Genomic DNA, 11,122 nt, shown 5'->3' on the forward strand with positions numbered 1-11,122 from the left:
GGAGAACCCATGTCCTCGCAAATGACCGAAAAGAACATCCAAGTCACGATCGCCGATATCGCCGAGGAGTCGATGGCACTCAATGAATTCTATCGCCAGCGTGTTCTCGGCGTCCAGGCGATGCGCCGCACCGAAGCCGAACAGGTCAAGGTTTTGACCGAAGCGCTTGCAGCAGCTGAAGCCGGTCTTGCCGAAGTACGCGAGGAGATTGCCAAGCTGACGCCGCCTGACGCGTCAAAGGGTGGGAAGGCAAACTGATGGCCGAAAATCCTGACATCACAGACGGCACGGTATCGGTCACGACCGGCACCAAAGCCGTTACGGGCGTAGGCACGCTTTGGTCGACATATGGCATTCTGCCCGGTGACACCTTCGGCAGTGACGGCTATGCACGCGCCCGTATCGAAAGCGTCAACAGTGACACATCGATCACCTTGCGGGACAATTGGCGAGGTCCGACGCTCGCGGCCGGTTCGTCGTATTGGATTCGCTACCAGGCGGATGCTTCGCGGTATTCCGCTCTGCTCGGCGCGGTTCGTAAGATATTGACTCAGCCGATCCTGACGGCGTTCTCCGGGCTCACCGCCGCTGCTGACAAGCTCCCGTATTTCACCGGCGCGAACACCATGGCGCTTGTCGACTTCAAGGTATGGGCGCGGTCGTTTCTCGGTCTGACAATGGCGGCTGACAAGCTTCCATACGGTACCGGCGCGAACACCATGGATTTGGTTGATTTCAAGGCTTGGGCACGCTCAATGCTTGGGTTAACGCCAGCAGCCAACAAGGGCATCTTTTTCACGAGCGGAACAGCAGCGGCGTTGTTCGATCTTACAGCAGCCGGACGCGCTATAGCGGGGGGTGCCGATGCGGCAGCGCAGCTTACAGCCTTGGGCTTTTCCCCCTTCGTCCAAAGCCTGATCGATGATGTCAACGCTACAACACTCCGCGGCTCTATTGGCCTCGGAAATGTCGACAATACGTCCGATGCAAACAAGCCGGTTTCGACCGCACAATCGACGGCGATAGCGGCTAAAGTTGACCGAGCTGGGGATACTATGAACGGTGTTTTGGGTTTGCAAGGTGCTGGATCACAGGTCTACCAATTGCAGGCCATCAATGCCGCAACGTTAGCCAACGGTGCGGGACTGACATGGAATAACGGATCTGGTGTGATCATCGTCAACGTGGCGAACAACGGCATGGTCGCCATTTTTACTGTCGGCGGCGGCGTTGTTACATTGGGGACGACGACTGGCGGCTTCACGACTGCAGGCAACAATCCCGGAACGGTGAACGTCTTCTACGAGCCAGGACTGACTCGCTATCAGGTCCAGAACCTCTTGGGCGGTTCGATCAGCATTTCGGTTGTCTTCATCCGCACGCGCGGCAGTGTGTAAGGGGTCAAAATGACATACAATATTGAAGATTTTTCCCCTGTCGAGGGGGAAGCAAACCAATGGCTTCATGAGATTGATGGGCTGTTCGTCGGCCGCGAAGGGCAGACACTTGAAAGCATGGTTGAGGAGGCTAACGCGCCGCTAGTCAAACCAGCCATTTCAGGTGAACGTGTTAACGCCGAGAGGCACCGGCGTATCGAAGCTGGCAAGTCTATTGACGACGTGCGGGTCACCGGACGGGATGAGGACGCTCGAAATCTGCAAGCACTTCTCAGCGTTGCTCAACTTCGCATCGCGGGGGGCGATACGACAACTACTACAGTCTTTCGCGACGGGAATAACGTCGATCACGAATTAAGGCCTGCGCAGATCGTGAACTTATTTCTGCAATCTTCCGCATTCGTGTCTGACGTTTACGCTGCGGCATGGGCGCTAAAGGCCCTCGATCCTATCCCGGTCGATTTTGCCGATGACAGCCATTGGCCTGCTACCGGTCTGTAAAAAGCCCGATCTACCGGAAACGCAATAACCGATAAATCGGGCTTCTGCTGACATTGGGGGCGTTCAGCGCCGCCACCATAACCACAATCCCTAAATAGAAAATGACCTTAAACAGAGCAGCGTTCAACGCGGCCTGTAGGAAGCAGCCCGACCAACCAGAAGCGCTAAAACTAGCCGGCCGGGCGCTTCGCCTGAATCGTCATGAAAGGGTCAAGTGGCGGCTTCAGGCTCAATGTCAGCGATTGTGTTCACTGACATGCCGCCTAACACAGTGCTGGTCGATTAGTTCCCCTCTGCCGACAGAAAAGCCCGATCTGCCGTAAACGCAAGAACCGGCAGATCGGGCCGTTCAGCCTGCGTGAAAAAGAAGTGGAGTTCTTTGTCAGGCTTTGCCGACGCGGGGGTGTCGGCACTCGGTAGTTTTTCCAGAAAAATGGCAACAAAAAGGAACTGACCATGCGTCTCATAGACGACTGGCGATCTGTGCTGCGCAAAGCCTGGTCGATGCGCCTAATGCTGCTTGCCGGTCTGCTGTCCGGCATTGAAGCGGCTCTGCCGTTGCTCGACGGCCTTCTCCCAATTCCGCAGCGATTGTTTGCCGTGCTGACCCTCTTTGCGGTCGCCGCTGCCTTCGTTGCCCGCCTCATCGCTCAAAACAATCTGAAAGGTAATGAAGATGCCAATCAACAAGATCAGGTCAAGCAGCCGCGCAAAGGCCGCCATCGCCGCAGTTATTTTATCCGCTTCTGCCACTGGCTGGTTGGCGTTTTTCTCCCCTGAACGGATCACTCCGGCAAGCGTTCATACGGCGATCGAGCAGGGCATCACCCCGCCTGCTGTCGATTTGGCTGTCAATAAGCTGATCATTCCGTGGGAAGGACTTGTTCTCCAGTCCCATTGGGACAGCTTCGCCAAGATCTGGGATATCTGCTACGGCGAGACCCGGATCAACGGCAAGGCTGTCACGGCCGGCATGAGCTTTACGCCGGCGGAGTGCCTGGCGATGCTGAAGGTCCGCGTCATCAATGACTATTACCTTCCGCTGGTCGACGGTGTGAAAGGCTATGTCGAGGCACCTGTATCGGTTCAGGCATCGTTGCTTTCCGGTGCCTATAACTTCGGTGTTTCGGCTGCCAAGCGATCGACTGCTGCCCGGCTCACCACGGCACGCAAATATCGTCAAGCCTGTGAAGCACAGACGGCGTTCAACCGTGCCGGCGGTCGCATTGTCAATGGCCTGGTCCTGCGTCGTGAGATGGGGGACAAACAGCGCCTTGGTGAAGCCGAACTATGCGTGAGTGGCCTCTAATGAGTGCCGTAATAGTCGCCATCCTTCGCGCCCTCGGCATTCCGCTCTGCATCTTCCTCGGGATGCTCGGCTATTACGAGGGCATGCCTGTCCTTCGCGACATTCCTTACATCGGCGTCATTCCGATCGTCGGCGAGCTTGCAACGGGCAGGGTGGCAAGCGAGTCCGCCAAGGCCGCAGCAGCAGCTCGGGCCGGTTACGTCGAACTGTCCGAAAAGACCGCCCTTCAGGCACAACTTGCCGAGGAGAGGCGTTCGCGCCTTCGGGCATCCCAACTCTACGATGAAGCACAGAAACGCGCCACGGCAGCGGCGCAGGCAAACAGGATTGCAAATGAAAAGCTCGATAAAGACATCAATAAGGATACCGGCTCTGATGGTGCTGTTTGGGGCGCTGATGATCTCGACTGGTTGTCAAACCACTGAAGAGAAGCAAACGGCAAGGGTGACCGCTGCCGCCCAGGCCATCGGCATCATGAGGGCCGAACCAATCCGCCCGACGCTGCCACCCGAATGTCGAGAGCATATGGGTCGCGTGATCCCCAAGCTTGGCGAGAAAGCTCGCTGGACACAGAAACGTTGGGAATACAGCGCCGATCAGGTCGATGCGAAGATCAATCGCTGCGCGCAGTTCCACGACGATCAAACATCGTAGGCGCAGGACAGGGCATGGCAATGGATAAAGATGCAATGGCAGTTCAGCGCTGGATAGAGCTACCCGACAAAACCAAGCGCTTCTTTGAGCAACTTGAAGCGCAAAACATAGAAACACTCGAAGTCGTCGCAGACGCGCCGGCGGAAGATGTCACGGAAATATTCGTGATGGTCCGCAATGCCAAGGTGATCGGTAAATTCTTCAAATGGCTCATCGTCGGCGTCCTCGGGATATTCCTCGGAACAATCATGTTCTGGGAAGGAATGTTGAAGGTGCTTGCATGGTTCAAGATCTGAAATCAATGAGCGTATGGGCGAAGGGTGTCATGGCGCTCTTTGCTGCTTTGGCCTTCTATGGTGCGATAAGTCTCGGGATCATGGTTGCTGACCGGCATCCGCCCATCTCATATGTCAGCGCCGCGGCCGTAGGGTCAGAAGTGCCGCAAGGCGGTTCTATCGAGATCGAATACGAGGTTGTCCGATCGCGGATATGCCCGTCGATCCTGAAGCGGTGGCTTGTGGATTCAGTGGGAGACCGTCACGCGATCACGAACTACACGGTCGGGACTGGAACACGGAAGGGCAGGGAGACATATCGGCGTTCAATCACCATCCCAGACAATGCCGCCGTCGGCAGGGCTCACTACGAAGTGAGCATCGAATACACCTGCAACCTGGTTCAAAGACTCGGCTGGCCGGTGAAGCTTACGTCGCCGCCGATCTATTTCGACATAACGCCAGGCGTGACTGTCGTTCCGTTCAGTTAAATATCTCCCCGCCGGTCAGGGCTGCCGGGAAAGGGACTCGGAAAATTGCTGATTTGTTGAAATAGTGCCTCTTTGCGGGGGCATCCAATTGACGGCGATGGTTTGTGGTGATGACTTTCCGCTTAGCGACGCGAAGGATATCAGGGCATGGATAACCGAGTGGAAATCATCGACAAGATCAATCTCGTGCGAAGGCACGTGGACCTGGTCGGTATGGCAGTTGAGGCGATCGAGGACCGGAACCAGGCCGATGCGCTCTCCGAAGGGGTTTGGATCGTGCAAACCTCTCTCAGAGAGCTCAAGGAGTTGGCAAAGGATGCATTAGCGTCAGAGGATGCACTCAACAAGTAGTGGACATCGCCCGATCTTTTCAGCCCGCCGCCGGTTCTCCGGTCGGCGGGCTTTTTTTGCATTCAAGCTTTGCGCTGTCATTTTACCGCTGAAAGTTTGGCGCGTCCGGTTGCAGCCGGTGGGACAACGTTCGTGGTCAAGCCAAAGATCAAGTTCTCCAGTTCATCGTCTGGCAGGGAGAGGTCTCTTGCTATTTTTGTCCTCGTTTGACCTTGGCTCCAAAGATCGTTGAGCACCATTTGCCATATCGCAGATTTTTCCTTTTCCATACCGTTTGGTTCGAGATTGCGATACCGTTGGTTCAATTGGATACAGAATGTCCTATATTGCCACTCGGTAATGAGCCCCATCTTGTGCAGTGAGTAGCAAAGAGCGGCAGCTGACACGCCCCATCTAACCTTTGCCGCGATAATCTGATCCAAACTTCTCGTATAAGGAAGACGGGAACGCACATCTGCGCTCGGCATCAAAAACGCTCCGGCAAACTCATTAGCCTCGATTTCGGCAGAGCGTTGATTTGGCCCTCCATGCTTGTGAAGGACAAGATGACCCAACTCGTGTGCGGCATCGAAACGACTCCGCTCGGCCGTCTTGAAAGTATTTAGAAAAATATATGGCTCGTCATTCCGCCACACCGAAAACGCATCTACATTTTTTGTGCTTTCAGCAAGGGAAAAGACCCGAATTCCCTTTGATTCGAGCAATTTTATCATGTTGCCAATAGGTTTTTCACCAATAGTCCAATGTTGGCGAAGTGTCCTGGCCGCTGAGGACGGGCTCCGCTCGTGACTGAGGTCTATCAAGTCCGGCACCGGCAATTGATATCGGTCATTCAACCAATCGGCGACTTCATATGCCAGTGAGCCAGCGGACAGAGCCGCATCTCGCTCCCTCGCAGTCATTGCCGTTAAACTGCGAAAACTGGCTGCCGAAACATCTATCTCGTCTACCGTGTCCTGATCGAAAAATTCCACTGGGAAATCCAACGCTTTTATCAAGCGAGTGATTGTTTGTTCGTCAGGAGTTTGTTTGCCATTGATCACCCGTGACAACGTCACGGGCGCAACGCCAGATTTTTCGGCCAGAATCTTCGCCGTATAGCGGCGACGTTTCCGTGCCTGCTCAAGCCGTTCTATATTAAACATGTTCTTACCTGCGAGCTATTGTCGGCTCGAACTCAACCGTATCATCATTGTCTTCATTGATGGTAAATTTCGCCCATTCACCACTTTGCAGAAGCAATATTCTCTCCAAAAATCCGTGAAAATTGCCATCCTTTACCGAAGCTGGCAAAGACAATTCAGCCCGGATGTCCTCACCGTTGAATGACACGCACAGATACCACATGGATGACCCAAGACTGCGAACCGAAGCCAAATCTACGGCTTCTGGGAGCTCGCCGTGAAGAAACAAGGACCCCTGCGCTTCTTCAATGAGGCTCGCTGATCCACCCCTTTTTCCAGCAATTGCCTTGGGACTACGGTGTGGTGACCCAGCCATATCAACGTTCTGATAGGCGATTTTTATGCCGTTAGCGGGATTTATAACCGATTCAATATTTTTGGTCCGGTCAGTTGACCAACCCTTGGGCAAGAATAACCAGCGTATATGGCGAGTGCCTGCGATATAAGAAAGTGTGCCGGGGGTACCGAGAGGATCGACGGCAACGGAGTTAAGGCGTTCACCCAATGTGGAACGTACGACCTCAATCAGTTCGCTTTTGGTTACCCCAAAGCTCGCCAAGCGAGTATTCACATCCCGTTCTTCAGCGTATACGTTTGCAGCGAGCATCGTGATTCCTTACGATAATTTTTTCCTCCTCGTTTGTGGACGAAAAAATTATCGCGGTCAAGTGTCGTGCCAGTTTATGTGGAGGATATCCCACACTCATCACTGCCCCGAATTGCTAAGCCATTCGCCGGGGCCTGCTCTTGTGCCATCTTGTGAGTTTTCCCGTCGGAGGCCTACCTTCCGGCTTATCGACGTAGTTTTCAGCTTCCTTGGCCGCCTGGATGAATGCGAAACGTGCAGCGCCAGATGACATATCTTCTTCAAGGCTGCCCGTCGTCACCTCGGCACTCCAGGCCGCTGAAATGATTCTCACCGATTGGCCGATCGAGGAATCAGCTCGAAGGTTTTGTTGGGTCATTGGCCACCGACTCAGTCGCGCTTGTTGAGTTTAAGAGAGTCGCAACTGCGGTGATAAGTTGCGCGCCGACAAATGGCTTTTGCAGCATCACGCTCTCGGGCACGCCATTGGCTGACCAATCGTGCGCGCTATCGCCGCTCATGTAGATGACTGGCATAGACGGCACTAATTCCCTCGCGCGGCGTCCAACGTCCCAGCCGCTCGGGCCAGTACCCAGCCGTATGTCGGTAATCACGGCTTTGAACTCTGTTGCACGCGCCTCGAGTTCCTGAAGGGCGGTGGTGCCATCATGGGCAGTTACAACGTTAAAACCTTCGGCTGAAAGTGCATCTTCCAGAATTGGTACAAGAAGATATTCATCTTCAACGAGCAACAAAACAGGGAAGTTCGAATCTGTCGACATAACTGCTCTCCAAGCGAAGGGGGAAAGCAGGATGGCGGACCATCAACCTCTCGACGTCAGCAACCCGTTAGGCTGACGATAGCGGATCGTACCGCAATTGGCGCGGGCTTACAAATCACGGTTAAAGCTTGCGTCTTACGAGAGACATACTCAGCCCATCCTTGACGCTCTCAAGACAGTTCAGTCTGACCGTGTGGCGTGTAATGCCGATCAAATAAGGGATCGCCCTTGAGGCCAAAGATCCAGAAATGCTGCAATTTCGTCATCATGACCGCGCACTTTCCGAACGGAAGAGGCTCGGCGGTGCCAATATCCTAGAGAGGAGTAAATCCGCCGAGCCTCCATCTGACATGATGTCGGTGCCAGATGGAAGTTATTAAACTCCAAATGGACAGCGGTGGGCAAGCCCGATGTCCCGACCTGCCACCATACACAACACGAAGGGCAGGCCGGGTGCCAACCCAGTGGGCACTAGGGTCAGCCCCCAAAAGCGTGCGCCTGTATGGTCAACAAAAGGTGAGGCTCGCCGCGGGGTTTCCCGAAAGGGCGGGTGAATGACGACGAGCCTCTGTTGCCAGGTGCGTGTGATGTCTGCCGGACAACACCGCTCAAACTCCCATCAAAGTCATGAGTTCCCGCCAATCGTGTAGATTTCAGAGTTGTCAGCGATCTCTCGTATTCCTTTGAACGATGGATGACGCAGTTTTCCGTCATGCGTCCAGGAACCATAGGTTACCTCAGCCACCAATGTTGGCTCCACGAAAACGTATTTTTTCCCCTTAATGCCGCTAGCTGCCGGAACGGCGACGCGCATGCCATCCAGTTGAACCCTCAAGTCTCTTGCAAGCTTTGTGGAAAAGCCGGTGCCGACATGGCCGACATAAACGAAGCCGTCGTCCTTGCGCGCAGCAAGCAGCAGGCTTGCGATGCTACCGCGAACCAGAAGGGATGGTTCATAGCCGATGACAACGAAGCTTTCGCTGTTCGAGCATTTGATTTTCAGCCAGTCGAGCGATCGGCCAGATCGATAGGGCCTGTCCTTACGCTTGGCGACGATCCCTTCAAGGCCATGGGCGCAGGCCGAACGCAACAAAGCCGGCCCATCATCGGTCTCGATCTCTTCCGACAGGCGTATCGCACCTGTCTCGCCTTCCAGGAACGTTTTGAGCAAACGTCGCCGCGACGACAGCTCAAGACCGGTTAGGTCGTGGCCGTCGAAGTAGAGCAGATCAAAGGCATAGAGCACGGCCCTGTTAGCAGCGCGGGTTGCACGCCGGCCGCCTAGATCCTGTTGCAACAAACCAAAGTTCGGAACGCCCTTGTCATCGAGCACGACAGCTTCTCCATCGAGAATGAACCTCGCGGGACCGAGAGCTCTTGCTGCATCCTTGATCGCAGGGAAATAGCGCGTCCAATCGTGGCCACCTCGAGTGATGATCCGAATTTCGTTAGACTCGGCGTGTACTGCAAGACGATAGCCATCCCATTTGACTTCGTAGGCCCAGCCACCGCCATTGGGCACCTTTGTGGCGAGCGTCGCCAATTGAGGTTCAATACGCGCTGGCATGGGATCAAGCGCAAGCTGCGGTTGGCGCTTGTCGCGCGGTTTTATTGATTGGGTCTTGAGTGGTGCATTGAGATCGGTCAGAAGTCCGATTGTCTTCAATTTGCGTGTCGAGCTTTTTGCCATCCAATTCGAACGTGAAATGATCGGAATCAGTTCCGCACGGCGGATAGTCAATTTTTATTAGCATCCTTCGGAAACTCTATAGGCGGCAATCCCTTCAGAGAGCGTAATTTGTTTGCGGTTGAAATCGAAAGCTTCGTCCACATGTCGGCAATGTCTTCGGCTGCTTCGAAAAGGTCGTCATCAACACCGTCATCCTTGTCCATTTCTTCCAGGATCCGGTTAAAAGTGGATGCACCCTGTTCAACGACCCGGAAAAGCCTGGAAACCTGGACATCACTTAACTGTGGGAACTGAAGCGTGAGTGTCACATCCTCCGCTATGCGTGTTGCAAATTCAGCTTGCTCTTGCAGCGTTGATATCCAGTCGATGGCCATGTTGGCTCCTGCAACAAAAAGACGTTACCCGCCCTTTACCTTTGCAGCATTCGAGTCTGGCTTCCGTCAGTCGGCAGTAGCGGGCCGAAATTGAAAAAACGGTGATCGCACTAACCTCTGAGACCACTCGTCAGTGCCATCTCCAAATGAGCGGTTCTTAAAAAGTCATCGGCTCCATTTGTTCCAAGCACATTAACAGGCAAGCTACACCGGCAAGGACAAGGCCGATACAAATGAGCGCGAAGTAATGGTGAAAGGCCAGTTCAGTCCGCCCGTTTTCTGGGCCGTTATCGAAATCTATTCGCATAGGATTTTTCCTTTCGAATAATTTGACCGGCTTGAAAAAACGCCCAGAGGGACCTGCGGCTTTCACCAAAAATAACCGGCATAGCTCGCCGCTAAGAAAAGTATCAAAACTGACAAGATGCCACCAATGCAGAACGACAGGACACTTGGTCGGCCATCTGGATCGTCATCGAAATCGATCCGCATAGGATCATTCCCTGCGTATGATCTGGCCGTCGTGCATTTCGAAGACACCGCTGCCGCCGCCTTGGGAATGGAAATCTATTTCCAAGTCTCGCCACCTGCCAAGCACTCTGTCACATGAACTGCATTGAATCAGGGTGTGATCTTGCACGTTATCCGGGATGCGCAGATAGATTGTTCCGCAATTCGGACATTCAAGTTTGTGGTCGAGGCGCTTATTCATCTCATACCCCTCCGACATCGTCTCAAACGAAGTGTACGCTCAATTTTACTTGCTACAATCGTATGTCTACCAGTGGACATTTTTGCGCATGGGGAACGAACCCTTTCCGAGAATGTTTCAGACCATAACCGGGGTGACAACCAGTGGCATCACGAACATCTGACTGGATGGCGATCGCCAAGCTGTTGAGGCTAGGCATGAGGAACCGCGAATTTCAGGAGGCAATGAGGTCTCGTCACTTTCCCATCGCGACGGACGAGGTTTTTGCGATCCTACTGGCCAGATTGGAACGGGCAGAGATTGACCCGATGAGGTCTTAGATAATCCTAACCACCCTTTGCCTTGGCATAGGCGTTCAAACCTGACTGCCACCGATCCGGCGCCAAACCGAGCGCGCCACCCTTGTCTGAGGGATATTTGAGATAGCGCGCAAACGCCGTTTTGATCTTGTCCGCCGCTTCCTGCTTTTCATCCTCGACGCCGCTGAAATCGCCTCGTCGAAAATCGCTGTGGCCGAGCAGGAACGACCATTCCCATTTCCCTTTTTGCGGACCATCACCGAACTTCCTTACCCTACCAATGGTCAAGCCTGCTGCCTCGGCAACGAAGTCACCGGCTGCAGTCTCTCCGCCGATGACGGTCTTTTTCCATGTGATCGAATGGGCCACTCTCAATCCAATCTGTGGGGATATCTGTGGGGTGAATGCTTCTGAGAAATCGAAAACTCAGGTTCCAACTGGTCGGAGTGAGAGGATTCGAACCTCCGACCCCGTCGTCCCGAACGACGTGCGCTACCAGGCTGCGCTACACTCCGTG

General features: G+C 54.2%; 17 protein-coding genes and 1 tRNA gene. 11 read left to right on the top strand and 7 right to left on the bottom strand.

Features of this window, described 5'->3' with window-relative positions:
* Positions 1–9 precede the first annotated feature (9 nt).
* The 10 genes from FHS21_RS06505 to FHS21_RS06550 all read left to right on the top strand — a co-directional run bounded on the left by FHS21_RS06505 (position 10) and on the right by FHS21_RS06550 (position 4,978).
* Complete coding sequence (locus FHS21_RS06505) at positions 10–258, top strand: hypothetical protein (protein ID WP_183661377.1); 249 nt, start codon at positions 10–12, stop codon at positions 256–258.
* A complete protein-coding gene (locus FHS21_RS06510; protein ID WP_183661526.1) occupies positions 258–1,397 on the top strand; it encodes a hypothetical protein in 1,140 nt (379 codons plus the stop codon). Before FHS21_RS06505 ends, FHS21_RS06510 begins: the two co-directional genes overlap by 1 nt.
* A gap of 9 nt (positions 1,398–1,406) precedes the next feature.
* Entirely contained in the window at positions 1,407–1,898 is a 492-nt protein-coding gene (locus FHS21_RS06515; RefSeq protein WP_183661378.1) for a DUF4376 domain-containing protein, read from the top strand.
* 456 nt (positions 1,899–2,354) lie between these two features.
* The gene (locus FHS21_RS06520; RefSeq protein ID WP_183661380.1) at positions 2,355–2,678 is read left to right on the top strand and encodes a DUF7940 domain-containing protein; all 324 of its coding nucleotides are present in this window, start codon (positions 2,355–2,357) and stop codon (positions 2,676–2,678) included.
* Positions 2,575–3,207, top strand: coding sequence for a lysozyme (locus tag FHS21_RS06525; RefSeq protein WP_183661382.1), 633 nt, complete (start codon positions 2,575–2,577; stop codon positions 3,205–3,207). The genes FHS21_RS06520 and FHS21_RS06525 overlap by 104 nt, the downstream gene beginning before the upstream one ends.
* On the top strand, positions 3,207–3,632 hold the full coding sequence (locus tag FHS21_RS06530) for a hypothetical protein (RefSeq protein WP_183661384.1): 426 nt from the start codon (positions 3,207–3,209) through the stop codon (positions 3,630–3,632). Before FHS21_RS06525 ends, FHS21_RS06530 begins: the two co-directional genes overlap by 1 nt.
* Positions 3,633–3,681: 49 nt before the next feature.
* Positions 3,682–3,861, top strand: a complete 180-nt coding sequence (locus FHS21_RS06535; protein ID WP_210283385.1) for a hypothetical protein — start codon at positions 3,682–3,684, stop codon at positions 3,859–3,861.
* 14 nt (positions 3,862–3,875) lie between these two features.
* Complete coding sequence (locus tag FHS21_RS06540; RefSeq protein WP_183661388.1) at positions 3,876–4,157, top strand: hypothetical protein; 282 nt, start codon at positions 3,876–3,878, stop codon at positions 4,155–4,157.
* Positions 4,142–4,627: a hypothetical protein gene (locus FHS21_RS06545; RefSeq protein ID WP_183661390.1), complete on the top strand. Its 486-nt coding sequence runs from the start codon at positions 4,142–4,144 to the stop codon at positions 4,625–4,627. Before FHS21_RS06540 ends, FHS21_RS06545 begins: the two co-directional genes overlap by 16 nt.
* Before the next feature lie 147 nt (positions 4,628–4,774).
* Entirely contained in the window at positions 4,775–4,978 is a 204-nt protein-coding gene (locus tag FHS21_RS06550; protein ID WP_183661392.1) for a hypothetical protein, read from the top strand.
* A 77-nt stretch (positions 4,979–5,055) separates the two neighbouring features.
* Here the strand turns inward: FHS21_RS06550 and FHS21_RS06555 are convergent, their stop codons facing one another.
* From FHS21_RS06555 to FHS21_RS06575, 5 genes are all read right to left on the bottom strand, one after another.
* Positions 5,056–6,123 (bottom strand): helix-turn-helix domain-containing protein, encoded by a 1,068-nt coding sequence (locus FHS21_RS06555; protein ID WP_183661394.1) that lies wholly within the window; start codon positions 6,121–6,123, stop codon positions 5,056–5,058.
* A 4-nt stretch (positions 6,124–6,127) separates the two neighbouring features.
* The gene (locus FHS21_RS06560; protein ID WP_183661396.1) at positions 6,128–6,769 is read right to left on the bottom strand and encodes a hypothetical protein; all 642 of its coding nucleotides are present in this window, start codon (positions 6,767–6,769) and stop codon (positions 6,128–6,130) included.
* 332 nt (positions 6,770–7,101) lie between these two features.
* Positions 7,102–7,530: a response regulator gene (locus tag FHS21_RS06565; RefSeq protein ID WP_183661398.1), complete on the bottom strand. Its 429-nt coding sequence runs from the start codon at positions 7,528–7,530 to the stop codon at positions 7,102–7,104.
* 625 nt (positions 7,531–8,155) lie between these two features.
* Positions 8,156–9,220, bottom strand: coding sequence for a non-homologous end-joining DNA ligase (gene ligD / locus FHS21_RS06570; RefSeq protein ID WP_183661511.1), 1,065 nt, complete (start codon positions 9,218–9,220; stop codon positions 8,156–8,158).
* A 47-nt stretch (positions 9,221–9,267) separates the two neighbouring features.
* A complete protein-coding gene (locus FHS21_RS06575; protein WP_183661406.1) occupies positions 9,268–9,594 on the bottom strand; it encodes a hypothetical protein in 327 nt (108 codons plus the stop codon).
* A 433-nt stretch (positions 9,595–10,027) separates the two neighbouring features.
* On the opposite strand from FHS21_RS06575, the gene FHS21_RS06580 reads away from it, so the two are divergent.
* A complete protein-coding gene (locus FHS21_RS06580) occupies positions 10,028–10,204 on the top strand; it encodes a hypothetical protein (protein WP_183661408.1) in 177 nt (58 codons plus the stop codon).
* Positions 10,205–10,632: 428 nt separating this feature from the next.
* Here the strand turns inward: FHS21_RS06580 and FHS21_RS06585 are convergent, their stop codons facing one another.
* Together FHS21_RS06585 and FHS21_RS06590 are read right to left on the bottom strand one after the other, a co-directional pair.
* Positions 10,633–10,974: a hypothetical protein gene (locus tag FHS21_RS06585; RefSeq protein ID WP_183661410.1), complete on the bottom strand. Its 342-nt coding sequence runs from the start codon at positions 10,972–10,974 to the stop codon at positions 10,633–10,635.
* Positions 10,975–11,043: 69 nt separating this feature from the next.
* Positions 11,044–11,120 (bottom strand) — tRNA-Pro (locus tag FHS21_RS06590).
* Between the last annotated feature and the right edge of the window lie 2 nt (positions 11,121–11,122).

This window comes from Phyllobacterium trifolii, assembly GCF_014192095.1.
GTDB lineage: Bacteria > Pseudomonadota > Alphaproteobacteria > Rhizobiales > Rhizobiaceae > Phyllobacterium > Phyllobacterium trifolii.

Bases quoted from the DNA above. Each gene is read 5' to 3' on its own strand.
- FHS21_RS06560 (WP_183661396.1), bottom strand. From the start codon at position 6,769: ATGCTCGCTGCAAACGTATACGCTGAAGAACGGGATGTGAATACTCGC.
- FHS21_RS06510 (WP_183661526.1), top strand. From the start codon at position 258: ATGGCCGAAAATCCTGACATCACAGACGGCACGGTATCGGTCACGACC.
- FHS21_RS06545 (WP_183661390.1), top strand. From the start codon at position 4,142: ATGGTTCAAGATCTGAAATCAATGAGCGTATGGGCGAAGGGTGTCATG.
- FHS21_RS06550 (WP_183661392.1), top strand. From the start codon at position 4,775: ATGGATAACCGAGTGGAAATCATCGACAAGATCAATCTCGTGCGAAGG.
- FHS21_RS06580 (WP_183661408.1), top strand. From the start codon at position 10,028: ATGCAGAACGACAGGACACTTGGTCGGCCATCTGGATCGTCATCGAAA.
- FHS21_RS06515 (WP_183661378.1), top strand. From the start codon at position 1,407: ATGACATACAATATTGAAGATTTTTCCCCTGTCGAGGGGGAAGCAAAC.
- FHS21_RS06525 (WP_183661382.1), top strand. From the start codon at position 2,575: ATGCCAATCAACAAGATCAGGTCAAGCAGCCGCGCAAAGGCCGCCATC.
- FHS21_RS06540 (WP_183661388.1), top strand. From the start codon at position 3,876: ATGGCAATGGATAAAGATGCAATGGCAGTTCAGCGCTGGATAGAGCTA.
- FHS21_RS06520 (WP_183661380.1), top strand. From the start codon at position 2,355: ATGCGTCTCATAGACGACTGGCGATCTGTGCTGCGCAAAGCCTGGTCG.
- FHS21_RS06565 (WP_183661398.1), bottom strand. From the start codon at position 7,530: ATGTCGACAGATTCGAACTTCCCTGTTTTGTTGCTCGTTGAAGATGAA.
- FHS21_RS06555 (WP_183661394.1), bottom strand. From the start codon at position 6,123: ATGTTTAATATAGAACGGCTTGAGCAGGCACGGAAACGTCGCCGCTAT.
- FHS21_RS06575 (WP_183661406.1), bottom strand. From the start codon at position 9,594: ATGGCCATCGACTGGATATCAACGCTGCAAGAGCAAGCTGAATTTGCA.
- ligD (WP_183661511.1), bottom strand. From the start codon at position 9,220: ATGGCAAAAAGCTCGACACGCAAATTGAAGACAATCGGACTTCTGACC.
- FHS21_RS06505 (WP_183661377.1), top strand. From the start codon at position 10: ATGTCCTCGCAAATGACCGAAAAGAACATCCAAGTCACGATCGCCGAT.
- FHS21_RS06530 (WP_183661384.1), top strand. From the start codon at position 3,207: ATGAGTGCCGTAATAGTCGCCATCCTTCGCGCCCTCGGCATTCCGCTC.
- FHS21_RS06535 (WP_210283385.1), top strand. From the start codon at position 3,682: ATGAGGGCCGAACCAATCCGCCCGACGCTGCCACCCGAATGTCGAGAG.